Raw genomic sequence first — 21,839 nt, 5'->3', positions numbered from 1 at the left:
TGAGCAGTGCGAACGACGTCGTCGTCCGACAGGACCGAACCCGGCCACGCGACTGCCGGCGCATCCGACGCCGGCAGTCGCGTGGCGCGCGGGTCAGCAGGGATAGGGAGCAACGATGTAATTGCGGGAGTCGGGCAGCGACACCTTCTGGTTGCCCTGCATGATCCTGATTTTGTGGTACCCGGTCGAGTTGTTGTACCCCAGCTCGGCGCAACGGTTGGCGGGGGTGTAAACGGCCGCGACCTGACTCCAGTGCAGATCGTGGTAAGTGTCCTCACTCGAGTGCAGGGTGGTGTAGCCGGAGCAGTTCTGCAGGTGGTAAACCCGAACGTCCAAGATGTATCCCTGGCGCGTGCTGTTACTGACGGAGTTGTTCGGTCCCACCGTGCAGGAGGCGGCCGCGGCCTCGGCGGCACTGCCCGGGAACGCTACGCCGGACAGGGCGATGGCACCGGCCGCCGCCAAGGGCAGCAATCTCATCCTTCGCATCGCAACACTTCCCTCGTTCGTCGAATACCGCGGCCCCTTCCACGGCATGCGGGCCAAGGTAGGCGGATCTGCTTACCGCACGCTTACCCTGGAATCCACCGACGCCCGTCTCGGTCCCCATCGATGACAAGCCGTTCTTCCGCGGGAAACCGTTACCCGCCTCGACCTCGACCGCTGCCTCGTACCCTGACACCCGGGGGACCGCCGGGGCGGAGCTGTCGCGCCTTGCCCTTCTCATGATTACGGCACCGAGCTCGGCTGCGGTGAACATCGGCGGTTCTCGTCTTTCTACGCCATAGGCATCGGACAAGATGCGACAGTTTTGGATCCTATTTTTGGGCTCGTTTGTCGCATTCATGGCGTAGCCGGTCTGCCCGCCCACCGGCACCGAGCTCGGCAAGAGTGTCGGCGAGGTGGTTCATGGCGATGAGTGTGGTGGGATGATCGTCCCCGAGTACCCGTCGGCGGCGGTCGAGTTCCTCCTCTTGTAGCGCGCGAGCGCCGTTGAGGTCTCCCTGATCATGTAACACCGTGGCGAGACTGTTTATGACGTTGAGCGTGTCGGGATGGTCGTCGCCGAGCTCTCGGCGCTGGTACGGGAGCACGTTTTCAAGGATCCTCCGGGCGCGGATGTAGTGACCTTGGCGACCCAACACGACGGCCAGACCGTTCCAAGACCTCATGGTCTCAGGGTCGTCGTCGCCCAATATCCGGCGCCGGCCCGCCAGCACGCGCTTGTTGATGTCACCGGCCAGGCCGAATTCACCTTGCTCGGAAAGCGTGTGCGCGAGATTGTTCATGCACGTGAGCCGTGCGCGGTCGTCGTGTTCAGCTGGGGTGGTGAAGGTGACGCGACCATTGTCGATGATCACGACGCCATCAAGCATGCGTTCGTACAGCGCGCGGGCTCTACCGAGATCACCTGTCTTCTGTAGTGCCCACCCGAGGCACATCATGTAGGTGACGGTGCGGTTGTCGTAGCGGCCCAATTCGCGTACTGCCGCGGTGGTCGCAGATTCGAGGAGGTTACAGGCGTCCGCGTACTCGCCGCGATCCCGGAGGTAATGGGCGAGCAGGTGTGCGAGCGATGCGGCGGCCGGCGGCCAGGGGCCGAGCTGATCCGACAGCGACAGGGCCGCCTCGGCGTGCGGGCGCAGTTCGGCACAGCGTTCCCATTGATCGACTGTGTGGCCCTCCGCCGGAAACTCCTCTGCGAGTATGCGCAGCAGCGAGCCGATCCATCTGCGACGGGTCCATCCCCACGGCAGCCGTCTCTCGCGCCACGCAATCCGTTCGCGCATCACCTCTTGCACCAACGCGTGCACATACAAACCGTCCGGCTGGGCGACAAGCAATGACAGATCCGTGAGCAAGGCGACGACCGCGTCGAACGAACGGTCCTCGCGCACCGCCCGTCGTAGACGCCGTGGGAGCGCTGTCGGCAACGATCTCAAGAGCACGTCTCGGGGCAGTGCCACCGGCGCGACGAAGGCCAGGAAGCTGAGCAACTCGACGGCGGCGCGATCGCTGCGGCGGACGGCGGCCAGATTGACCAGCCAAGTGCGCGCTACCGGCCGCAAGCCGTACGGGTGGCCGGTGCTCAGCAAAGTGGCCGGGGCAACCTCGAATCGGTTGAGATAGTCGCGGAGCCGGATGCCGCCATTCCGGCAATAGGCGGCAGCTTGTTCCAGAGCTAGCGGCAGCCCACCAAGCCGGTGTGCCAAATCCAGTGCGGCTGCCCGATCGCCGTCGCGGGCGCGTGCTTGGAGGAAGTCTGCGCCAGTCTCGTAGTCCAACTCGTCGACCGGCATCAGCGCAACCGAGCCGCGCCAGTCAGCGTAGCGGGAGGTGATGATCACCTGTCCTGGGCCGGACAGCGGTAGGAGGCCATCGAGGGTTGCCTGGTCCTTGGCGTCGTCATACACCAGCAGCCAGCCCGGACGCCGAACGATCTCGCCTAGTGCCCGCGCGGCGGCCACCTCTACGCTCGAGGACTCCGGCAAGGCCAGCGTTGCACTCAACCGGGCCAGCCCGTCCAGCAAGTACCCCCGCGATGAGGCGTTGAGCAGCCACCCCACGCTGACGTGGCGGTGCTCCCTCTGTATCGAGGCGTACCACAGGGCAAGCTGTGTCTTCCCCATCCCGCCGAGCCCAGTGACCGCCACCATGCCCACCGGCCCATGGTCTGCCAACCCCTCGCCGAGCGCGGCGAGGTCGCCATCTCGTCCGATGAAGCCCCGCACCGGTGGCGGAATGTTCCAAGCCGGAGCGTTTACCGGTCGGGCAGCAGGCTCGGTATTCGGTGGGACTGCCGTAGGCGTCGACTGGAGCTGGCGATAGATGGCCCAACCGACCGTGGCGGCACCGCATGCCGACACGCCGATAGCTGCCGCCGGCTGGTCGTCCAGGAGGCCGACGACACCGCCGACAAGCACGGCGAGCGCGCCACCGCCGGCGCCGAGTGCGGCGTCCAGGCGTAGCCGGCGTTGCCAAGGCGGACCGGACCGGAGCACCGCGCCTCCACAACGTAACCAGAACAGTTAACCGCGTTCATATGGTGACGAGCCGCACCCGAAGCGCGTCGTCCCGAGGTTGAGGTGGAACACCCTCGTGCTCCTCGGGCCGTCGGATCGGGTCATCCGAACCGGTGATGGCGACGGCTGATGCCGCGGGTACCCCGACGCGGCGTTTGTAGTCGTTGTGTTCATCGAGGTCCTCACGGCCGAACGCTAGGGAGTTGACCACGACGACGTCTGCCCCGTCCGGTGTGAGCTGTTTCGCGGCGCGCTCCTGCCAGCGGTCCGGTAGCAGTGGCGGGGCCAGGACTGGCGCAAGTACCATGCCAACGCCCGCCACGAACACGAGTGCTCCCGTGTCCGCGACTCGCCCCAGGTCCTCGCAGATCAGAATCGCGATGCGGCAGCTGCGGGAATCGAACAGATTCAGACCGGTCGGGTCGGTCATCAGTTCGTCCAGAACCCTCTCGTCGATTTCGCCGGGTTCCTTCTCGCCGATGAGCAGCCCCTCGCGCCTGCGAAACGTGGCGGTCATCGAAAACCCTCGCTGCTTGTCCTGGGCCAACACCACCTCGCCGGTTGCCCGGTCCAGGAGTACTGCGCGGTTGTGCGGTAGCACGCCCAGTTGATCGTTCGAGAACTCGCCGGCGAGCAAGCACCCTTCGGGCGCCACCGTCACTGGCCCGGTTCCCGCGAGCAGTAACCGTAGGTTTCCGAGCACCGCCGATGCACGGCAGGCGCTTTGCCACGCATCGAGTAGTCGATCATCGAGAGCGGCTTCGGGTAGCACGGCGAACTGCGCTCCACTCTTGTCGAGTGCGGCGAGTGCGGCCGGTACATGCGAGATCAGCTGGTCGGTGGCCGGCCTGGCCGCGTAGTAGGAGCCGTTTTGGCGCAAGTCGAATGTGACGTCGGCCCGTTCACCGAGGAACGGCAGTGAAGCGACTGTCAGATCTTTGTCGATTGGCAGGTCGCGGTGACGGGGGAGTCGGGCCCAGCCAAGCTGACCGAACGTCGGAGAGTTGATGCGGCGCAAGTTGGGGAAGAAGTCGGCGAACTGGGTGGGACCTCCGTGAGGCCTACGCGACTGCACGTGGCACGCGACCAGCGCACCAAGTTCGAGGTCCGGCAGCAGGTTGTTAGTCGCCGCGAGCAGGTCGCGATAGCCGGTCAGCGCCCGTGGCGGGTTGGCATCGACCACTGGGTCGGCCCGTCGCAGGGCATCATGCAGTCCCACCGCCCAGCCGAACGCCGTCTGAGTATCGAATTCTTTCTCCGGGACCGTGAGGGTTCCGTCGGCCGCCTTCTTGGCCACCTCTGTGGCGAGCCGTTTGTGTTCCTGTAGTTCTGAGAACGTACGCAGAAGGACGACGGGGGCCTCCTGGCCGTTGCCGTCGAGTGCGTCATACAACCGTGTGAACGCCACTGCAAGATTTGGGGACACTTGACAACCCTTGACAACGTCAGGTGAAGTGGGCATCGTGGGAGGCTGGAGAGAGGTGGTGGGGATGTCATCCAGCATCTCGCAGGACGGGCAAACATTCGTGGTGTCGCTGTCGGAGTTGCCGCCCGCGCCGAAGAGCGACTTACTTGAGTTGCTCGGCCCGGCTGGAGCGGCGACGGACGGTTGGCTCGCTGCTTTCGGGGCGGAACTCGCGGCCGTTGCGCAGGACCCTGCAGGCCTTGAGGCGTTGCTTGAGGTTGCCCGCTCTGCGGACCGCCAGGCCGCCCTCGGGAAGGATGTCGGCTCTCGGCGGGCCCTCGCCGCCTGCGGACAGATCACTGGCGCGCTCCTGGACAGGGCACGAGTTGAGCGCCCGCCATTTGCCGCTTCGAGCGAGGCCGGTCGCATGCTGCTCGCGATTGCGGAGGCAGATGGATGCACAAACGAGGAAATCGCTGAGACGACCGGTTTGTCGATCACTCAGGTCAGCCGAACCGGAGCGCGGTTAGTGCGGGACGGCTGGGCATCGTCAACGCGACAGGGGCGGATGAACGCGTGGACCCTTACACCGAACGGAGTCCGAGCTTCGAAGGTGCTTGGTTCAAGACAGGTCTCCCCGGAGCCGACTCCCCTCCCTGAAGTGGCGATTTTGCGGACGGTCGCGACGGCCGACACTCGGCTGTCCGTCGACCAACTCGTGGTGGCCACCGGGTTGACGCGCAGAGCGGCGGCTGCGGCGGTCGCCCGGCTCACCCGTGCCCGTTATCTCGTACCGCACGAACCGTCGGACGATGAAGGTCAGGACGACGGATGGGTTCAGTTGGCCGTCAGTGATAGTCCTCGGCGGGCGGTCGGTATCACCGTGCAACCTGGAGTCCTGCTGGGCCTTCTCACGACGATGACGGCGCAACAGGTCTCAGACACCCGCCGGGTGGAGGTCGACACGTCAGATCCGGAGGCGGTGGTCGAGGCCGTAAGCACGATGGCTCAACAGATCCTGGAGAGTGCGAAGGTTGACCGAGAGCGTGTGGTCGGCATAGGTGTGAACCTGCCGGGGCACGTCGACGGCAACTCGGGAACGGTGGTGTTCTCGCCGTTCTTGGGTACTGGCCACCGATGGGAGAACTTTGAGCTGGCCCAACGGATCCGGGATCGCAGCGGCTTTGAGGTTGTGCTCGAAAACGACGTCGACGCGCTCGCGGTGCACGCCCAGGTCTTCGGAGGCGCCAGGGGGCTATCGGACGTGACTGTTGTCTACATAGGCCCGAATGGGAGTGTTGGTGCCGGATTGGTTGTGGACCGGCGCCTGGTCCGCGGGAGATCCTGGGCGGCAGGCGAACTGGGACACATACCCATTCCAGGAAGTAGCCGACGCTGTCGCTGCGGAAATTTCGATTGCCTCGAGACGTCCATTTACGTCTCGACGCTCTCCGACCGCATCGATGCCGACGGCGGCGAACGGGTCGATACCTTCGCCGCAGCGGCGGCTGCGGCCCACGCCGAGGAAGAGTCGGGCGTGGACGGGCCTGCGACACGGGCCTTCCGCGCCGCGGGGCATGACTTCGGTGTTGGCCTCGCCGCAGTGGTCAACATGGTCAACCCCGAGAAGCTTCTGCTGTCCGGCCCCATAGAACTGACCAACACCGACGGATATGCGTCGGCGCGGGCTTTCGACGCCGGCCTCGCAGAGACGTTCCACGCGCACGGGTTCGGCGGTCTGGGCGAAAAGACGATTCTCGAGCGCGCCTATCAGACGCCGTCCGATGCGGCCATGGGCGCAGCTGCAATGCTGCTGCGACGCACGGTCTACGCCACACCGGCCGAGGTTCCGCGAACAGCGACTCGTGCAGTCCCGTGGCTGCCTCCAGTTTTAGAGAGGACCAAGGTCGGAAACGGCATTGACGGCATGATGACGGCCGTTTGAGATCCGTTGCCCTGCAAGCGTTTCGAGAAGCGGACGCTCGTATGGTCCGACCCGCGATCCGAGTGGTGGATCGACACGGCCGGCCCGGACGTCGCGGGACCGGATGCCGTATTCGAGCGCGGCCAGGATCAGATCGGTGCCGCGTCGGTCAGAGGTTTCCAGCCGACGATCCGGCGGGAGAACACGCCGTGGGCGGCGGCCGGCCAGAACACGCCCTCGCCGCACGGGATGCCGGTGGCGTCGGCCACCCACGGCCAGCTCGGGGCTTCCGCGGAGAAGTTACGGTTGGCCAGGTCCCGTGCCGGTTTGCCACGGCATCTTCGGCCACGTCAGCCCCGTAGCCGAGCAGAGGCTGATCGAGGGCCCGCGGAAACGCGGGGACCGCACGGCGCGCTCCCAACCGTAACGATGACCCCGTTCGCGACATAGTGGTGGTCACTCGGGGAGCCGGACAATTCAGTCTGGGGAGAGATCACACTGGCGATGGGCAACTGCTTCCCCGCGGGCTCCCAGAAACGCCACAAACGCCCATCGCTATCGATCATGGCGATGGGCGTTTGTGCAGCTGGGCAGATGTGTGGGCGATACTGGGATCGAACCAGTGACCTCTCCGGTGTGAACGGAGCGCTCTCCCGCTGAGCTAATCGCCCGGGAACGAAAGAGACTGTACCGGACCGGGCGAGGCCGCGGCCAATCAGGGGGCGGCGAGCCAGTCGCGTGCCATGCGGATGAGGTCGACGCCGAAGGTGAAGCGGACCGACTCCCAGACGATCGCGCTCACGAAGATCAGGCAGGCGAGGCCGACGAGGCCGCGTACCGGCCAGGATTGCCGGCCGATCCAGCGCGTCCAGGCCTGGACGTAGCGCCGGGCGAAGTTCAGGACCCGGCGGGCCCACGGGAACTCGACCGCCCAGATGGCCAGGCCGACGAAGACGATGGCCCAGCCGGGGCCGGGGAGCGGAATGAGCAGCGCCCCGACGGCGATGATCAGGGCGCCGGCGATGCCGACGGCGATCTTGAGGGCGTGGCGGCCGCCGGGGGTGGCGCGGATTCTGTCCAGGACTCCGACGGAGTGCGCCCGCTCGTCCGGTTTCTCGGCCATTTCATCCCCCAGTGTTCCGGAGCCCCGTCACTACCCGGGAGGAATGGACGTTACCGGAGTAAGTCAACGGCTGGACCACCCGACGCCGGGCGGAACCGAGTACCTGGGCAGAGCAGCACAAGATAGCGTCTTTCGACCCGTTCTGAGCGGGAATCGGAGCCGTCTTCCCACTACTGGGTGAGATCAGCGTATGGCGGAGCGTAATGACAGGGATCACCTGAGTATGGGAAACGCGGGGTTACCGACCTCGCAGCGGTGCCGGGGGGAGTTCGTCCATGAGTACCATTCGTCCGACGACCGTCGAGGTGGAAACCTCGCTGCGGCTAGTAGCACCTGACGCGACGGCCCTGCCCGTGCGCGCCAGTCTCCGCTACGACCCCGCGGATCCTTATGCGGTCCATGTTTTGTTCCACGCGGAATCAGCCGGTGGGGAAGCCGTGAGCTGGTCCTTTGCGCGGGAACTGCTGGTTACTGGCCTTGATGAGCCGGCCGGGATCGGCGATGTCCGGGTGTGGCCGTGGGCCACACCGAGGGGTGACTTCGTCGCTTTGGCGTTGTCGTCCCCGGACGGTAACGCGTTGTTCGAAGTGCCACGCAGCGTCCTTGTCCGGTTCCTCCGGCGCACCTATGTGGTGGTGCCGCGGGGCCGGGAATCCGATCACCTGGATGTGGATGCGGCGGTGAGCCGGCTGCTGGCCGGACGATAAACAGCGAATAGGGAAAGGCCCGCGTGGAGACTGCCGCTCCATGCGGGCCTTTTTCTCGAATCGGGCATTACTGCAAAAAACAGAAAACGCCCAGACGTACGGTTATCGACCGTTTCCGCTCAGCAAAACGATCTCTCGTGAAGTAGCACGTGCATCCCTTGTCACCAGCGGATACGGTCGCCTCGATGTTCTCGATCGGCCAGCGCACCCGGCACACCGCCGCCATGCCACCCGCCCCCGCTTGGGCGGGCGTCGGCGCCTGCACCCTGCCGGAGACCGACCTGGCGGTCCGGCAGCCCGTCCCGCGCCGTCTCACGTACCACCTGATGGTCCTGGCCACCGCCGGCCAGGGCACCGTCGAGGTGGACTTCCACACCCGCGACTGCCGTCCGGGCACGGTCGTCTGGATCCGCCCCGGCCAGGCCCTCCGCTTCGGCGGGCAGCCGGGCCTGGAGGCCAACCTGGTCGCCTGGGAACATGACCTGCTGACCGGCGAACAGCTGCCCGGCCTGACCGTCGAGGACGCCGGCCCGACGGCCAGCCGCGATCTGACCGGCGCCGACTCGGAGGCGATCGGGTCCGGCTTCACCCGGCTGGCCGACGACTGCGGCCGGCTCGACCCCGGCCCGGTCGCCGCCTCGCTGATCCGGCACGAGTTGGTCGTACTCCTGCTCCGGATGGCGCTGATCGCCCGGCCGGACGGCGGGTCACCACCGAGCGCCGAGGGTCGCACGTTCGCCCGGTTCCGCCGGGCGCTGGAGGAGGGCCACGCGGCCAGCCGCCGGGTCGAGGACTATGCGGCCCAGCTGGACTGCTCCGTCCGTACGCTGACCCGGGCCAGCCTGGCGATCACCGGCCGCACCGCCAAGCAGGTCGTCGACGACCGCGTCGCCCTCGAGGCGCGCCGTCTGCTGGCCTGCACCGACGACTCGGTGGCAGAGGTCGGCCGGGTGCTCGGCTTCCCGGAGCCGACGAACTTCGGCCGGTTCTTCCACCGCGAGGTCGGGCAGAGCCCGGGCGCCTTCCGGATGCTGATCCGCGAGTCCTGGGACAACCACGTCCCGCAGCAGCGTGTCGTCGACGCGTAACCGCTCGTAATCCCTATATCCCCATGGATTTGGGGGTGGACGTACCAGGGGTGGAACACGCGCGGCATGATGTACGAGTGCAGATCTCCGCGCGTGGCGACTACGCCGTCCGGGCCGCCCTGAGCCTGGCGAAAGCTCACCCGTCCCTCATGTCCGCTCAGGCCATCGCCCAGGACCAGGAGATGCCGCGAAAGTTCCTCGAGGCGGTCCTGGCCGACCTGCGCCGCGCCGGCGTGGTCCGTGCGCAGCGCGGCGCCGAGGGTGGCTACACGCTGTCGCAGCCGCCGCGCGACGTCACGATCGGCCAGATCCTGCGCGCGGTGGACGGTCCGCTGGCCGGCGTCCGGGGCATGCGTCCGGAAGAGACGCAATATTCCGGCGCGGCAGAGAACCTGCCCAACCTGTGGGTGGCCGTCCGCGCGGCCGTCCGCGAGGTGGTCGACGAGGTCAGCCTGGCCGAGCTGCTGAGCGGCCGGATGCCCGCCCACGTGCGCAAGCTGACCACCCGCCCCGACGCGTGGCAGCCGCGCTGAGTTTGTAAACGGTGATCGTCGGGAAGTAGGGGGGCGTCGAGGCGAAGTCCAAGGAGGACGTTTCCGATGCCTGTCCTGTTCCGTCAACGTAAGAAGTTCGGCCCGCTGATCCTGAACTTCACCCAGAACGGCTTCTCGTCCTGGAGCATCAAGATCGGCCCGTGGTCGTGGAACTCCCGGGCCAAGGCGCACCGCGTCGACCTGCCCGGCCCGCTGTCCTGGAAGCAGGACAAGTCACGCTGACCGGATCTCGACGTCGCCGCCGAGCCGACCGGCCGGCGGCGTGCGGATGACCGCACCCGAGCTCACCAGTTTTTGCAGCACCGAAGTGGCGTCGGCCGCACGGTAGACCGTCTCGGTCAGTGCGAACGTCCGCAGTTCGGTGACCGTGGCGGCACCCACGGTGGCCAGGTGGGCGAGCAGTTCCCGGCGCAGTGGACCGGGGTGGGGCGTGAGCGAGATGTCGATCAGATGCCGTTCCGGGTCGCCGGGGTCGCGATAGCGCACCCCGGCGAACTCGTCCACCGCCCACAGCGTCTCCTTGAACGCCTCCAGGCTCTTCCCCTGCGTCGTGGCCAGCACGAGCAGCTCTCCGGGCTCGTCCCCGACCGCCAACTCCACCGCCGCGACCAGCGGAAACCCGGCCTCCCGGAGCGCCGATCGGTAGCCGTCCACGTCGGTCACGGCGCCCGGCGCGAGCCCGACGATCACTTCCGCGGGCTTGCCCGCGGCGAAGGCCGCGATGGTGTCCGGCTCCGGCGCCCGGCCCGAGGTGGTCGCGTCCAAAAATCCCAAGATGGGTACGCGCGCAGCTCCTACCGCCTTCAGTGTGGCTGCCAGCCGCGCATCGGTCCCGCCGGTGACGACGTGCACGGTTAGGGCGGGGTTCCCCACCCCCACCGTCCCCAGCCGGCGGTCGACCTCAGTGGTGTCCTCGCCGATCGCCACCATCGTCAGCTCGCGACCGCGGACCAGATCCGACTGCTCGGCGAACACCCGCAACGCGGCCTCGGCCAGCACCCCGCCGTCCGCGTCGGCCCCGCCGTGCACATAGGCGGCCCGCCGCTTGTGCAGCGCCCCCGGCGTCCAGATCTCCAGGTGCCGTACCAGCACCTCACGCTTCAGGTCGCCCACACTCATAGCCCTTTCTACCGCACCCACCCCCAGCCGTAGCCGACCCCGCCGTCCGCCCCGCCCACCCCGCCGGTGGTAGCCACCCCGCCCGTGGCTACCACTGGAAGAGCCGGTGGTAGGTCAGCGCGGCATCCGCCCCGCCCAGAGCGCCCGGGGGCTACCAATGACAAAGGGGGTGGTGGGTGAGGGCGGGAATGCGGCGGCGGGGGAGGGTACGGAGGGTCGTTACGCTGCAGGACTTGTACATAGTGTGTTCAGGCCAGCACTATGGGCACGTGGCACCACCGCTGGCCGAACTGACCGCCCGGGCGCAGAGCCTCACGTCCGCGGGTGACCTGGAAGCGGCCCGCGACGTGCTCGACGGCGCCCTCGACCAGTCCGACACCGACCCGCGCCGCGCCTCGCCCGACCTCGCCACCGCCGCCGCCCTGCACGCCCGGGTGCTGATCGCGCTGGGCGACCCGCACGCCGCCAAGACGTGGGCCGGCTTCGCCCACGCCGCCGAGGAACGCCTGCACGGACCCCGGGACGAGCGGGCCATCGCGGCCGCCGCCACGCACGCCGCGGTGCTGGCCCGGATCGGGCACCACGGGCGGGCGGCCCAGGTCTACCGGGACCTGCTCGACGCGCTGGAGGCGGTCGACCCGGCCGACTCGCCGCGGGTGCTGGCGGCCGAGGCCGACCTGGCCACCGCTGAGCACCGGTCGGGGCAGTGCTCGGTCGCGCGTACCCGGATGAAGAACGCCTGGATCCGGCACCGCGACACCTACGGCGACTCGGCCCCGGCCGGGATCAAGATGCTGGCCCGGCTGGCCGTGATGGAACGCGAGTGCGGCCACCGCACCGAGGCCCACGAGCACGTGGCGATGGCCCAGGAGCTGTGCGCCCGCTACCTGCCGGCCGGCCACCCGCTTGTGCAGCAGGTCGACCGGCTGGCCGGCGCCCCCGCCGGCGGCAAGCACGTCTGTGGCCGGGTGACCACGTCGGACGGGCCGGACGAGGCGCCGGAGCAGCCCACGTACCGGCCGAACGCCCCACCGGAACCACCCCCGGAGCCGGAACCGGACAACCGTCCCACCGACCCGAACGGCGGGCTCTACCAGCAGCCGCTCTACCTGAGCGAGGTGCATCAGGCGCCGGGTGACCTGACGGGCCGGCACGCCCGCGCCGATACGCCGCTGCCGATGCCGGGCGCCCGGATCCCCGAGTACACGCCCGAGGGCCGCCGCGTCCCGGTGGGCAGCGCGCCGGTGGGCGAGGCGGACGGCCGGCTGCCCGTACCCACCGGAAGGAAAGCGGAACCGGGCACCTCCCGGCAGCCCTTCATCCTGGCCGCCGTGCTCGTGGCCGGGGTGGGTGTGGCCGCGGCCGTCGTGGCCGCGACCCTGCCCCGCAACGACCCGGGCCCGAAGGCCGCGCCGGCCACCGGCGCCCCCGCCACATCGGCGAGTGCCCCCGCATCGAGCCCGTCCCAGCCCACCGGCGGCGGTGGCAGCGACGGCGCGCCGACCGAGCTCAAACTGCGCGACAACCGCGACGCCGTGGTGATTTCCTGGGTCTACCCGAAGGCGGCCGACGGGCCGGTGCTGATCTCCGGCGGCCGTGCCGGCCAGGAGCGCAAGGTCTTCCAGCAGATGCCCCCGGGCAGTTCCGACTACATCGCGTACGGCCTCAACGACCGCCTCGACTACTGCTTCTCGGTGGCCGTCGTCTATTCCTCCGACCGGGTGGCCAGCACTGATCCGATCTGTACGGACCGCTGAGTGCCGCGCTGGTGAGTCGGGTCAGGACTGGCCGGTGGGGTCGGGGGTGACGCGATCGGTCGGGATGCTGTCCAGGGCCGGCGACGAGCATCAGGGTGCTCACGTAGCCGAGGAGCCGGCTCGGCCGGTCCTTCCGTTCGGCGGCGACCCGCACCAGGCTGACGACGTGGTGCGGGTCGCCGCCGAGCAGGCTTGGCCGGGGAACGTTGGGCACGACGTCGTTGTCGTGGACCACCCGGGCCGTGGGTCAGATGGCGACCATGCCCGCGTCCACCTCCATCACGGTGCCGGTGACGTTGCGTGACTCCTCCGAAGCCAGGTAGATGACCGCGTTGCTGGTGTCGTCACGCATCACGAAGGATGTGGGCAGCGCGGTGACGTACGACGCCTGCTCCTTGGCGCTCAGGGCGTCGAGCAACGGCTGGAGCTGTGCCGTCATGCCGGTGTTGGCGACCGGCCCGGGGCTGATCGTGTTCACGCGGATCCGGCGCCCGCCCCACTCGATGGCCAATGCCTTGGTCAGGCCGACGATCGCATGTTTGGACGAGATGTACGCCGACAGCATCGACCCGCCGACGAGTCCGGCCACCGAGCTGATCGTGATGACCGACCCGCCGCCGGCCGCGACCAGGTGCGGCATGGCGGCCAGGCACGTGTTGCGGGTGCCGATCACGTTGACGCCGAGCATGGCCTGCCACTCTTCGATGGTCTGGTCCTCGAAGCGCGCGGCGGCGATCACCCCGGCGTTCGCCACGACGACGTCGAGCCGGCCGAACGCGGCGACGCCTTGCTGGACGGTCGCCGTGAGGGCGCCGCGGTCGCGGACGTCGACCTTCGCCGCGATGACGCTCCGGCCCCGGTCGCGCACCATCTTCTCGGTGAGCGCGAGATCCTCCTCCGACGCCATCGGAAAGTCGATGCCGGCGACAGGGGCGCAGATGTCCACCGCGATGATGTCGGCGCCCTCCTCGGCGAGCCGGACCGCGTGGTTGCGTCCCTGGCCGCGGCCGGCCCCGGTGACGAGGGCGACCTTGTGGGCGACCCGGCCACCGGCGCCTTCCGCGGCCATAGTCTCTGAACTGATCGTCATGGTCTCGACTCCTGTCTCGGTTGCCCTCGCGGGGGCTATTTGGCGGTACGTGGCTGAAGGTCGCCGGCCGGCCCGGCGAGGTTGCCCGCGGGCCACTCGGTCGCGGCAAGCCCACGACGATTCCTCTGGTCGGGGCTTGTTGCTGCCACTCTTGTGGCCGGGCGCGCGGCCCTGCGTGGTGGCGAGCCTGGCTCTACTCATCGCAGCAGGGAGATCGTGGGCCGGGAGCGTGGGATCCGGTCGCCCGCCGGGCCACCGAACGGCGTATGCGATCTCGCATGCCGGCCGCGACCGGCGGCGGACCATCCTTGTCCGGTCGGCCACCTCGTTCAACGGTGACGCTCAGTCGAGGATTTTCAAATCCGCGACGGTGAACGACAACGTGCTGCGAAATCCGGCCCCGGTGCGCTGGATGACCAGGTCAGCCAGTTCCTCCCCCGGCGCGGGGAAGAAGCTCAACGAGCCGGTGCCGGTCCAAGCGCCGGCAACTTCGACGTTTTCCAGCACCGACATGGCCAACTCGTGCACGACGGGGTCGTCGTGGCGCCCGGCCTGCAGCCGCGGGAAGTGCCTCAGGTTGACGATCGGGCGACTCAGCGCGGCCGGCGAGGTCGACGGCCCGGTCAAGGTCACCCGCCCCTCGGCTATTCGACGGCCGGCGACCGAGAGGGTACCCGCGAACGTGCCGCCCGCGCCGAGCACCGGGCCGGCCTGGCTCGCCACCGCGTACGCCCGGGTTTGATGAACCTGCCCGAGCTTCTTCGAGAAGCCTTGCACCCATCCCCGCGCCATCGACGTGTCGTTGTCCACGAAGATGAAGGGGCACCAGGCCACCGTCTGTCCCTGATACGCGGCGTCGAGCAGCACCATGCACTCGCTGTACCGGCTACGGACAGGGTCGAGATACTCGTCTCCGGAACCGTTGAACTGCCAGTCGATGAAGAGGACATGGCCGTGCCCGGAATCGGTGGGATCGGGGTCCAGCCCACTCGGCAACGACGCCTCGGCCGCGGCGGCCGTGGCCCAGAACTCGACCCCGATCAGATCGCCGACGTAGTGCCAGGGAGGCGCCGAGGCCAAGCTGGAGTTGCCCTTGGCGGTCAGCGGCAAGGTGTATCCCTTGAGCCGTTCGACTACGGCGACCGGGATCCCGGAGGGCGGTACCATCGAGTTGGTCGACATTACGGTTTGCCCTTTCCTGACCGCAGGGTGCGGCTTCCATCTGTGACCGAATATCTTCTCGAAGTTTGTCGAGACCACTAAATAGCGCGTCTCCCGTGCCAGTGCGCGGCAGGACACGCGCCGCCCTCAGCCCCAGGTCAACCGGTCCCTTTCAGGCCCGGCAACTCGAAGCCCCAGGTCAACTGGTCCCTTTCAGGCCCGGCTTCTCGAACCAAATTGCTTCCGGAGCTGTGGATCGATTAGAACCGGAGCGCCCGGGAGCCCGCCATCCAAAAAACGACGGATGCTGTCCCTCGAGCGATGCGCCAGAGACTTTCTTCCCGCGTCCTCGATCACGTCCTGTTACAAGGTCGTGCCGGAGGCGGCGCCGTTGCGCGACCAACAGGGTCACGGTGAGGCGGCTCAGTCGTGCGACCGCAGAGGTGATGACGGCTCGGACTACACTTGTCCGGCGTCGGTCGCGCGGAAGGGGTCAATGGCCAATGGAGGTATCACCGACGAATACTCCGTCATCCAGAGGTCGGTACGCATTCGCGAGCATCGACGAAACTCAGCCCTTGTTGAATGAATGCCTGACTGGCTACGACATCCAACATATCGGCTCGCACGGGGATTTCAGCTTCGAGGTCGACCGGGTGCGAATCGGCGGGGTAAGCATTTCCGACATGTCCGTGAGCGAGGACGTGGCGGTTCAAGTCAGAGGGCTGAGATCGGGGTACAAGTTCCTGCTCCCCCTGAGTGGATCACTTCGCGTCAATCATCGCGACCGGTCGGCCATTCTCGACGCTGGTACGAGCTTGATACTCGGCCCTGGGGAGGCGCTCGAGGTAGAACAGTGGACGCGCCGGTCCAGAGTGTTTTCGGTAGGCTTCAGAGGCGACGTACTGCAAAACGCGGTGGGGTCGATTCTCGGTCTCGAGGCAGTTCCTCCACTTGAATTCCAGTCACCCATCGCCGTCACCGAAATCCTCTGGCGATGGACTCAGATGGTGCAGGCGACGGGGGATTTCGAGCGTCTGCTCCTCAGCGCATCGGGACCGGTGGGGGCCATGGACGGGGTTATCCGCGGCTTCTTGGCGGCTACCGATCACAAGTACCCGGCAGTTGCCGATGATCCGTCCCGGACGGTCGTGCCGAAGACCGTTCGGAAGGCCATCCAGAAGATCGAGGAAGACCTCGCATATCCCCTGGCCGTCTCTTCCCTGGCGGCTCATTGTGGCGTCGATGCACGGACTCTGCAGACCGCTTTCAGGAAGCATCTCGGCACCACCCCGATGGCGTACCTGAGGGAGGCTCGGCTACGACGGATCCACGCCGCACTTCAGGCTGCGAACGAGTTCGAAACCACCGTCTCCTCGGTCGCGAGCCAGTTTGGCATCTCGCACCTCGGCCGGTTCTCCGTCGAATATCGAAAGCTCTTCGGCGTCTCACCCTCGGAGACTTTGCGAATGCGGGGCTGAAATCCTTTCGGCTGAGGGGTCACGCCGCAACACCGGACGGCGGGCACGGTATCAAGAGGCCCGGCCGGTCAAGGGGCGACCGGCCGGGGTCTCGATCAGCGGACTGCTCGGTAGGCGTCGACGATGCCGTTGCCGTAGAAGCCGTTGAACTCCGGGGTGCCCTCGCACTCGGGGGTGGCGGCGGGGCACGGGCGTTCGGTGGCGGTGTTGGTGAGCTTGCGTTCGACCGCGTTCGGGTTCATGGTCTTGCCGCCGTGCTGGGCGTCGAAGGTGCCGAAGCGGCTGGCGATCAGGGCGGCCACGCCGGCCGCGTGGGGCGAGGCCATGGAGGTGCCCTGCAGGTACGTGTAGTAGCCGCAGACGCCGGCCTTGGTGCACGACTTGAACACCGAGTTGGCGCGGGCCGGGATCACGTCACCGTTGGCGTCGACCCAGCCGCGGGACTGCAGCAGGCTCTTCGGGAAGGTGGACAGGATCTCGTTGGTGATGCTGTTGGACGCGCCGTCGGTGAGGGCACCGCCGGGGGCGGCCACCGAGATCTGCTCCACACCGTAGTTGGAGAAGTAGGAGCGGTTGCCGGACGGGCCCACCGCCGAGACGCCGATGACGTGCGGGCCCTCGACCGGCAGGTCCCAGCAGGAGTCGTTGTCGATCGGCCGCGGGTGGGCGGCGCCGTCGGGGTAGTCGGGGCTGGAGGTGTCGGTCGGCGGTCGGCCCAGGTCCTCGTTGGCGTTGCCCAGGGCGGCGACCAGGGTGACACCGCTGTTGTGGGCGTAGTTGAGGGCGCGGCGCATGCCGGCGATGATCGCCCGCTGCTCGGCCTGCTGCTCGGGGGTGTCGGCGGGGTTGGCCCGGCAGTTGTACAGCCACGGGTCCACGTAGAACGACATGTTGACCACGTCGATGCCGGCGTCGCCCGCGTAGACCAGGGCGTTGACCACGGGGGCGAGGAAGAAGTAGCCGGAGTCCTGGCCGCCCTTGAGCTCGACCAGTGTGACGTTGGGGGCGACCCCGGTGACGCCGACGCCGTTGGCCGCGGCGCCGATCGTGCCGGCCACGTGGGTGCCGTGGCCGCCGTCGTCGGTGCCGACCGGGTCGACGCAGCCCGCCACCTCGCACGGGCCGTCGATGTCGGTCAGGTCGGGGGCGAAGTTGCGGCTCAGGCGCCGGCTGAAGTGGCCGGTGAGGTCGGGGTTGGACGCGTCCACGCCGGTGTCCAGGATGCCGACGGTGACGCCGCGGTCGCCCGCCTCGACGGCGTGCGCCTGGTCGGCGTGGATCATCTTGAGGCCCCAGAGCTTGTCGTCCAGGGGATCGGCGGCCGGCTGCCGGTCGGTCACCGGGACGACGTACGGGCGGGTCGTGGCCGGGCGGCGGCCGATCGGAGCCACCTGCGGCTGTTCCAGCTTGGGTGCGCTCGGCGCGTACCCCATGGCCTTGTTCTGCGTCACGCCGATGAGTTCGACGTCGGCGGTGGCCTTGGCCCGGAAGTCGGTCCGGGCCGACGCCACGGTGTACATGCCGGCGGCGTCGTTGCGTGCGACGACCGAACCGCCGGCGTTGCGGATGGCGGCGACCGCGGCGTCGGGGGTGACACCGTCCTCGGCGACGACGACGTATTCGATCGCGGTGGCCGCGGTGACCGGGGCCGCCGGCACGGCCAGGAATGACGCCAGGCCCGTCGCGGTGGCGACGGCGGCGATTAACGGTTTGCTCATCCGCACATCACATCGAGAAGTGTCGACGCTGGCAAGGGAGTCGGAAGGTGGACACCGAAATGGGGCGATGAGCCGGCGGAAGAACCAGTACGGTCTGGCCAGTTTCAATTTCGCCCACCTGATTGGACATACATAGTGTCGCTCGACGAGCACGCCCCGCCGCATCAGTCGCCACCGCCCCAGCCGGGGACCAGTGGCCTGGCCGTCGCCGGGCTCATCCTGGCGTTCCTGCTGGCGCCGATCGGTTTCATCCTCAGCCTGATCGCCATCTTCAAGACCGGCCCGGGCCGCCGCAAGGGCCGGGGCCTGGCCGTCGCCGGCCTCGTCATCTCGCTGCTGGCCATCGGTGGCGCGGTCACCGCCGGCCTGGTCATCGCCAACTCGACGGTGGCCGACCCGGGCTGCACCGAGGCCAAGGCGGCGATCCTGGACAGCCCGAGCGCGGCCGACCCGGCCTCGCTGCAGGCGACGGTGGACAAGCTCAACGCGGCCGCCGGCAAGGCCAAGCACGACGACGTCAAGGTGGCGACCAAGGCCGTGGCCGACGACTACGCCAAGATGGTCGAGGGCGTGAAGGCCGGCAAGCTGCCGGACGGCATCAACGAGAAGCTCCAGGCCGACGCCGAGGCCTTCGACAAGCTGTGCACCGTCGGTAGCTGAGAAGTCCCGCCGGGGCCGCTTCCACTGGAGCGGCCCCGGCGGTCGATGATGGACGGTCACGGGCTCCGAGATCGATCCGACCCGGCCGCCCGCGCTGACCCCGGCGGAGCCGGGCCGCCGTGCCGCGTGGCTGCGACGCTGGTGTTTGCCCTTGACCGGCGGGGCCGGTGGCACCCCCGACGGCTGAAGGAGAGGGCCGGCGTGGGCCGCGGACAAACTTGAACTGGTCCAGAAAAGGGCCTATGTTGATCGGGTGATCGCGGACCTCGCCGACGAGCTCCGGGCGGCCTCGCTGCGTGTGACGCAGCCCCGGCTGGCCGTGCTGGCGGCCCTCCATGATCATCCGCACGTCGACACCGACACCGTCATCGAGCTCGTCCGAGCCGACCGTCCGCACGTCTCCCACCAGGCAATCTACGACGTTCTGCGGGCGCTCGCGGGCGCCGGGCTGATCCGGCGCATCCAGCCGGCCGGGGCCACCGCCCGCTACGAACGCCGGGTGGGCGACAACCACCACCACGTCGTGTGCCGTTCCTGCGGCGCCATCGCCGACGTCGACTGCGCCGTCGGCCACACACCCTGTCTCACCGCCTCGGGCGACCACGGTTTCGTGGTCGACGAGGCCGAAGTCGTCTACTGGGGCACGTGTCCCGATTGTTCGGAAGGAAATTGATGAGCGACACCCTGGACCCGAAGGCCGAAGGCTGCCCGGTCGCCCACGACTCCGTGACGGCGCACGGGAGCGAGAGCGAGAACCCGGCGATCGACGCGCCGACCCCCAAGACCGGTGGCCGCCCGCGCACCAACCGGGACTGGTGGCCCAACCAGCTCGACCTCTCGGTGCTGCACGCCCACTCCAGCAAGGGCAACCCGCTGGGCGAGGACTTCGAGTACGCCAAGGAGTTCGCCAAGCTCGACGTCGAGGCGCTCAAACGGGACATCACCGACGTTCTGACCACGTCGCAGGACTGGTGGCCGGCCGACTTCGGGCACTACGGCGGCCTCATGATCCGGATGAGCTGGCACGCCGCCGGCACGTACCGGATCCACGACGGCCGTGGCGGCGCCGGTGACGGCGGGCAGCGGTTCGCCCCGCTGAACAGCTGGCCCGACAACGCCAACCTGGACAAGGCCCGCCGCCTGCTCTGGCCGGTCAAGGCCAAGTACGGACAGAAGGTCTCCTGGGCCGACCTGCTGGTCCTGGCCGGCAACGTGGCCCTGGAGTCGATGGGCTTCAAGACCTTCGGCTTCGGCTTCGGCCGGGTCGACGTGTGGGAGCCCGAGGAGATCTTCTGGGGCCCGGAGGACACCTGGCTGGGCGACGAGCGCTACGCCTCGGAGAGCACGATGTCCGAGGGCGTCGGCGCCACCGAGATGGGCCTGATCTACGTCAACCCGGAGGGTCCGAAGGGCAGTGCCGACCCGGCCGCCGCGGCGCACTTCATCCGTGAGACGTTCGGCCGGATGGCCATGAACGACGAGGAGACCGTCGCGCTGATCGCCGGCGGCCACACCTTCGGCAAGACGCACGGCGCCGCCGTCGCCGACAACCACATCGGCCCCGAGCCCGAGGGTGCGCCGCTGGAGTCGCAGGGCCTGGGCTGGCTGAGCACGCACGGCAGCGGCAAGGGCGGCGACACGATCACCAGCGGCCTCGAGGTCACCTGGACCGACCAGCCGACGCGGTGGAGCAACCGCTTCTTCGAGATCCTCTACGGGTACGAGTGGGAGCTGACCACCAGCCCCGGTGGCGCCAAGCAGTGGGTGGCCAAGGACGCCGAGGAGATCATCCCCGACGCCCACGACTCGGCCCGCAAGCACCGCCCGACGATGCTGACCACCGACCTGTCGCTGCGCGTCGACCCGGCCTACGACGCCATCTCCCGCCGGTTCCGCGACAACCCGGACGAGTTCGCGCTGGCCTTCGCCAAGGCCTGGTACAAACTGCTGCACCGCGACATGGGTCCGGTCAGCCGCTTCCTCGGCCCGTGGGTGGCCGAGGCGCAGCTGTGGCAGGACCCGGTCCCGGCCGCCGCCGGCCAGTCGGTCAGCGACGCCGACGTCGCGACGCTCAAGACCAAGGTGCTGGAGTCCGGCCTCTCGGTCGCCCAGCTGGTCTCCACCGCGTGGGCGTCGGCGGCGAGCTTCCGGCACACCGACAAGCGCGGTGGCGCCAACGGTGCCCGGATCCGCCTCGAGCCGCAGCGCAGCTGGGAGGTCAACCAGCCGGAGCAGCTGGCCACCGTGCTGGGCACGCTGGAGAAGATCCAGCAGGAGTTCAACGCCTCCGGCGGCGCCCAGGTCTCGTTGGCCGACCTGATCGTGCTGGCCGGCTCGGCCGCGGTCGAGAAGGCGGCGGCCGACGCGGGCGTCCCGGTGACCGTGCCGTTCCAGCCGGGTCGCACCGACGCCACCCAGGAAGAGACCGACGTCGAGTCGTTCCGGGTCCTGGAGCCGCGGGCCGACGCGTTCCGCAACTACCTGCGGCCGGGCGAGAAGACCCAGCCCGAGGTGCTGTTGATCGACCGGGCGTACATGCTCAACCTGACCGCGCCCGAGATGACCGCCCTGCTCGGCGGTCTGCGCTCGCTCGGCGCCAACGCCGGCGGGGCCGCCCACGGCGTGCTCACCGACCGCACCGGTGTGCTGACCAACGACTTCTTCGCCAACCTGCTGTCGCCGGGTACGCGGTGGAAGGCGTCGGCGACCGAGGAGCACGTGTACGAGATCCGCGACGCCGCCACCGATGAGCTGAAGTGGACGGCCACCGCGGTCGACCTCATCTTCGGCTCCAACTCGCAGCTCCGGGCCCTGGCCGAGGTCTACGCCTCGGCCGACGCCCGCGAGAAGTTCGTGACGGACTTCGTCGCCGCCTGGACCAAGGTCATGAACAACGACCGGTTCGACCTCGTCTGAGGTATTGGCACCGGAAGGCCCGGCCGCTCGGCCGGGCCTTCCGTGTGAACAGCGGTCCAGTGGTGGCCCAGGGCGGTCTCCGGGACCCGGAGACCGCCCTGGGCTACCACTGG

Annotated in this window: 19 protein-coding genes and 1 tRNA gene; 11 read left to right on the top strand and 9 right to left on the bottom strand. The window is 68.5% G+C overall.

Annotated features, from left to right (window positions below; all coding sequences use genetic code 11):
• Positions 1-93: 93 nt before the first annotated feature.
• On the bottom strand, positions 94-336 hold the full coding sequence (locus tag ACGFIO_RS06810) for a hypothetical protein (RefSeq protein WP_392823038.1): 243 nt from the start codon (positions 334-336) through the stop codon (positions 94-96).
• Positions 337-352: 16 nt separating this feature from the next.
• On the opposite strand from ACGFIO_RS06810, the gene ACGFIO_RS06805 reads away from it, so the two are divergent.
• Positions 353-616: a hypothetical protein gene (locus ACGFIO_RS06805; RefSeq protein WP_392823035.1), complete on the top strand. Its 264-nt coding sequence runs from the start codon at positions 353-355 to the stop codon at positions 614-616.
• 202 nt (positions 617-818) lie between these two features.
• Here ACGFIO_RS06805 and ACGFIO_RS06800 read toward each other — a convergent pair whose 3' ends face one another.
• Both ACGFIO_RS06800 and ACGFIO_RS06795 read right to left on the bottom strand, forming a co-directional pair.
• Positions 819-3,002 carry a tetratricopeptide repeat protein gene (locus ACGFIO_RS06800; protein WP_392823034.1) on the bottom strand — a complete coding sequence of 728 codons (2,184 nt, stop codon included), beginning with the start codon at positions 3,000-3,002 and terminating at the stop codon, positions 819-821.
• Between the two features lie 37 nt (positions 3,003-3,039).
• Complete coding sequence (locus ACGFIO_RS06795; protein ID WP_392823032.1) at positions 3,040-4,431, bottom strand: hypothetical protein; 1,392 nt, start codon at positions 4,429-4,431, stop codon at positions 3,040-3,042.
• Between the two features lie 82 nt (positions 4,432-4,513).
• On the opposite strand from ACGFIO_RS06795, the gene ACGFIO_RS06790 reads away from it, so the two are divergent.
• On the top strand, positions 4,514-6,373 hold the full coding sequence (locus ACGFIO_RS06790; protein WP_392823030.1) for an ROK family protein: 1,860 nt from the start codon (positions 4,514-4,516) through the stop codon (positions 6,371-6,373).
• 578 nt (positions 6,374-6,951) lie between these two features.
• Here the strand turns inward: ACGFIO_RS06790 and ACGFIO_RS06785 are convergent.
• Together ACGFIO_RS06785 and ACGFIO_RS06780 are read right to left on the bottom strand one after the other, a co-directional pair.
• Positions 6,952-7,023, bottom strand: a tRNA-Val gene (locus ACGFIO_RS06785).
• 44 nt (positions 7,024-7,067) lie between these two features.
• Positions 7,068-7,475 carry a TIGR02611 family protein gene (locus tag ACGFIO_RS06780; protein ID WP_392823027.1) on the bottom strand — a complete coding sequence of 136 codons (408 nt, stop codon included), beginning with the start codon at positions 7,473-7,475 and terminating at the stop codon, positions 7,068-7,070.
• A 275-nt stretch (positions 7,476-7,750) separates the two neighbouring features.
• Between ACGFIO_RS06780 and ACGFIO_RS06775 the strand changes: the two genes are divergently transcribed.
• From ACGFIO_RS06775 to ACGFIO_RS06760, 4 genes are all read left to right on the top strand, one after another.
• Positions 7,751-8,182: an SsgA family sporulation/cell division regulator gene (locus ACGFIO_RS06775; protein ID WP_360288561.1), complete on the top strand. Its 432-nt coding sequence runs from the start codon at positions 7,751-7,753 to the stop codon at positions 8,180-8,182.
• A gap of 185 nt (positions 8,183-8,367) precedes the next feature.
• A complete protein-coding gene (locus ACGFIO_RS06770) occupies positions 8,368-9,270 on the top strand; it encodes a helix-turn-helix domain-containing protein (protein WP_392823024.1) in 903 nt (300 codons plus the stop codon).
• 77 nt (positions 9,271-9,347) lie between these two features.
• Positions 9,348-9,803 (top strand): Rrf2 family transcriptional regulator, encoded by a 456-nt coding sequence (locus tag ACGFIO_RS06765; protein ID WP_364316882.1) that lies wholly within the window; start codon positions 9,348-9,350, stop codon positions 9,801-9,803.
• A gap of 66 nt (positions 9,804-9,869) precedes the next feature.
• A complete protein-coding gene (locus ACGFIO_RS06760; RefSeq protein ID WP_392823021.1) occupies positions 9,870-10,046 on the top strand; it encodes a DUF4236 domain-containing protein in 177 nt (58 codons plus the stop codon).
• Here the strand turns inward: ACGFIO_RS06760 and ACGFIO_RS06755 are convergent.
• Positions 10,038-10,943, bottom strand: coding sequence for a hypothetical protein (locus ACGFIO_RS06755; RefSeq protein ID WP_392823019.1), 906 nt, complete (start codon positions 10,941-10,943; stop codon positions 10,038-10,040). The genes ACGFIO_RS06760 and ACGFIO_RS06755 overlap by 9 nt on opposite strands.
• Positions 10,944-11,212: 269 nt before the next feature.
• Between ACGFIO_RS06755 and ACGFIO_RS06750 the strand changes: the two genes are divergently transcribed.
• Positions 11,213-12,700, top strand: coding sequence for a fibronectin type III domain-containing protein (locus tag ACGFIO_RS06750; RefSeq protein WP_392823017.1), 1,488 nt, complete (start codon positions 11,213-11,215; stop codon positions 12,698-12,700).
• A 247-nt stretch (positions 12,701-12,947) separates the two neighbouring features.
• Here ACGFIO_RS06750 and ACGFIO_RS06745 read toward each other — a convergent pair whose 3' ends face one another.
• Both ACGFIO_RS06745 and ACGFIO_RS06740 read right to left on the bottom strand, forming a co-directional pair.
• Positions 12,948-13,790, bottom strand: coding sequence for a mycofactocin-coupled SDR family oxidoreductase (locus ACGFIO_RS06745; protein ID WP_392823014.1), 843 nt, complete (start codon positions 13,788-13,790; stop codon positions 12,948-12,950).
• 342 nt (positions 13,791-14,132) lie between these two features.
• A complete protein-coding gene (locus tag ACGFIO_RS06740; protein WP_392823012.1) occupies positions 14,133-14,900 on the bottom strand; it encodes an acetoacetate decarboxylase family protein in 768 nt (255 codons plus the stop codon).
• Positions 14,901-15,454: 554 nt separating this feature from the next.
• On the opposite strand from ACGFIO_RS06740, the gene ACGFIO_RS06735 reads away from it, so the two are divergent.
• Complete coding sequence (locus ACGFIO_RS06735; protein ID WP_392823009.1) at positions 15,455-16,432, top strand: AraC family transcriptional regulator; 978 nt, start codon at positions 15,455-15,457, stop codon at positions 16,430-16,432.
• 95 nt (positions 16,433-16,527) lie between these two features.
• On the opposite strand, the gene ACGFIO_RS06730 is transcribed toward ACGFIO_RS06735, so the two are convergent.
• Positions 16,528-18,150: a S8 family serine peptidase gene (locus ACGFIO_RS06730; protein WP_392823007.1), complete on the bottom strand. Its 1,623-nt coding sequence runs from the start codon at positions 18,148-18,150 to the stop codon at positions 16,528-16,530.
• A gap of 135 nt (positions 18,151-18,285) precedes the next feature.
• Between ACGFIO_RS06730 and ACGFIO_RS06725 the strand changes: the two genes are divergently transcribed.
• The 3 genes from ACGFIO_RS06725 to katG all read left to right on the top strand — a co-directional run bounded on the left by ACGFIO_RS06725 (position 18,286) and on the right by katG (position 21,726).
• Positions 18,286-18,810, top strand: coding sequence for a DUF4190 domain-containing protein (locus tag ACGFIO_RS06725; protein WP_392823006.1), 525 nt, complete (start codon positions 18,286-18,288; stop codon positions 18,808-18,810).
• 253 nt (positions 18,811-19,063) lie between these two features.
• The gene (locus ACGFIO_RS06720; protein ID WP_392823004.1) at positions 19,064-19,483 is read left to right on the top strand and encodes a Fur family transcriptional regulator; all 420 of its coding nucleotides are present in this window, start codon (positions 19,064-19,066) and stop codon (positions 19,481-19,483) included.
• The gene (gene katG / locus ACGFIO_RS06715) at positions 19,483-21,726 is read left to right on the top strand and encodes a catalase/peroxidase HPI (protein WP_392823001.1); all 2,244 of its coding nucleotides are present in this window, start codon (positions 19,483-19,485) and stop codon (positions 21,724-21,726) included. Before ACGFIO_RS06720 ends, katG begins: the two co-directional genes overlap by 1 nt.
• Positions 21,727-21,839: the final 113 nt, after the last annotated feature.

Origin of the sequence: Actinoplanes sp. NPDC049265 (assembly GCF_043197135.1) — a bacterium.
GTDB lineage: Bacteria > Actinomycetota > Actinomycetes > Mycobacteriales > Micromonosporaceae > Actinoplanes.
This window is presented reverse-complemented; position numbering and strand designations above follow the sequence as displayed.

Excerpts from the sequence above, each read along its gene's own strand:
- ACGFIO_RS06790 (WP_392823030.1), top strand. The coding sequence starts at position 4,514 with ATGTCATCCAGCATCTCGCAGGACGGGCAAACATTCGTGGTGTCGCTG.
- ACGFIO_RS06780 (WP_392823027.1), bottom strand. The coding sequence starts at position 7,475 with ATGGCCGAGAAACCGGACGAGCGGGCGCACTCCGTCGGAGTCCTGGAC.
- ACGFIO_RS06775 (WP_360288561.1), top strand. The coding sequence starts at position 7,751 with ATGAGTACCATTCGTCCGACGACCGTCGAGGTGGAAACCTCGCTGCGG.
- ACGFIO_RS06770 (WP_392823024.1), top strand. The coding sequence starts at position 8,368 with ATGTTCTCGATCGGCCAGCGCACCCGGCACACCGCCGCCATGCCACCC.
- ACGFIO_RS06760 (WP_392823021.1), top strand. The coding sequence starts at position 9,870 with ATGCCTGTCCTGTTCCGTCAACGTAAGAAGTTCGGCCCGCTGATCCTG.
- ACGFIO_RS06755 (WP_392823019.1), bottom strand. The coding sequence starts at position 10,943 with ATGAGTGTGGGCGACCTGAAGCGTGAGGTGCTGGTACGGCACCTGGAG.
- ACGFIO_RS06745 (WP_392823014.1), bottom strand. The coding sequence starts at position 13,790 with ATGACGATCAGTTCAGAGACTATGGCCGCGGAAGGCGCCGGTGGCCGG.
- ACGFIO_RS06735 (WP_392823009.1), top strand. The coding sequence starts at position 15,455 with ATGGAGGTATCACCGACGAATACTCCGTCATCCAGAGGTCGGTACGCA.
- ACGFIO_RS06730 (WP_392823007.1), bottom strand. The coding sequence starts at position 18,150 with ATGAGCAAACCGTTAATCGCCGCCGTCGCCACCGCGACGGGCCTGGCG.
- katG (WP_392823001.1), top strand. The coding sequence starts at position 19,483 with ATGAGCGACACCCTGGACCCGAAGGCCGAAGGCTGCCCGGTCGCCCAC.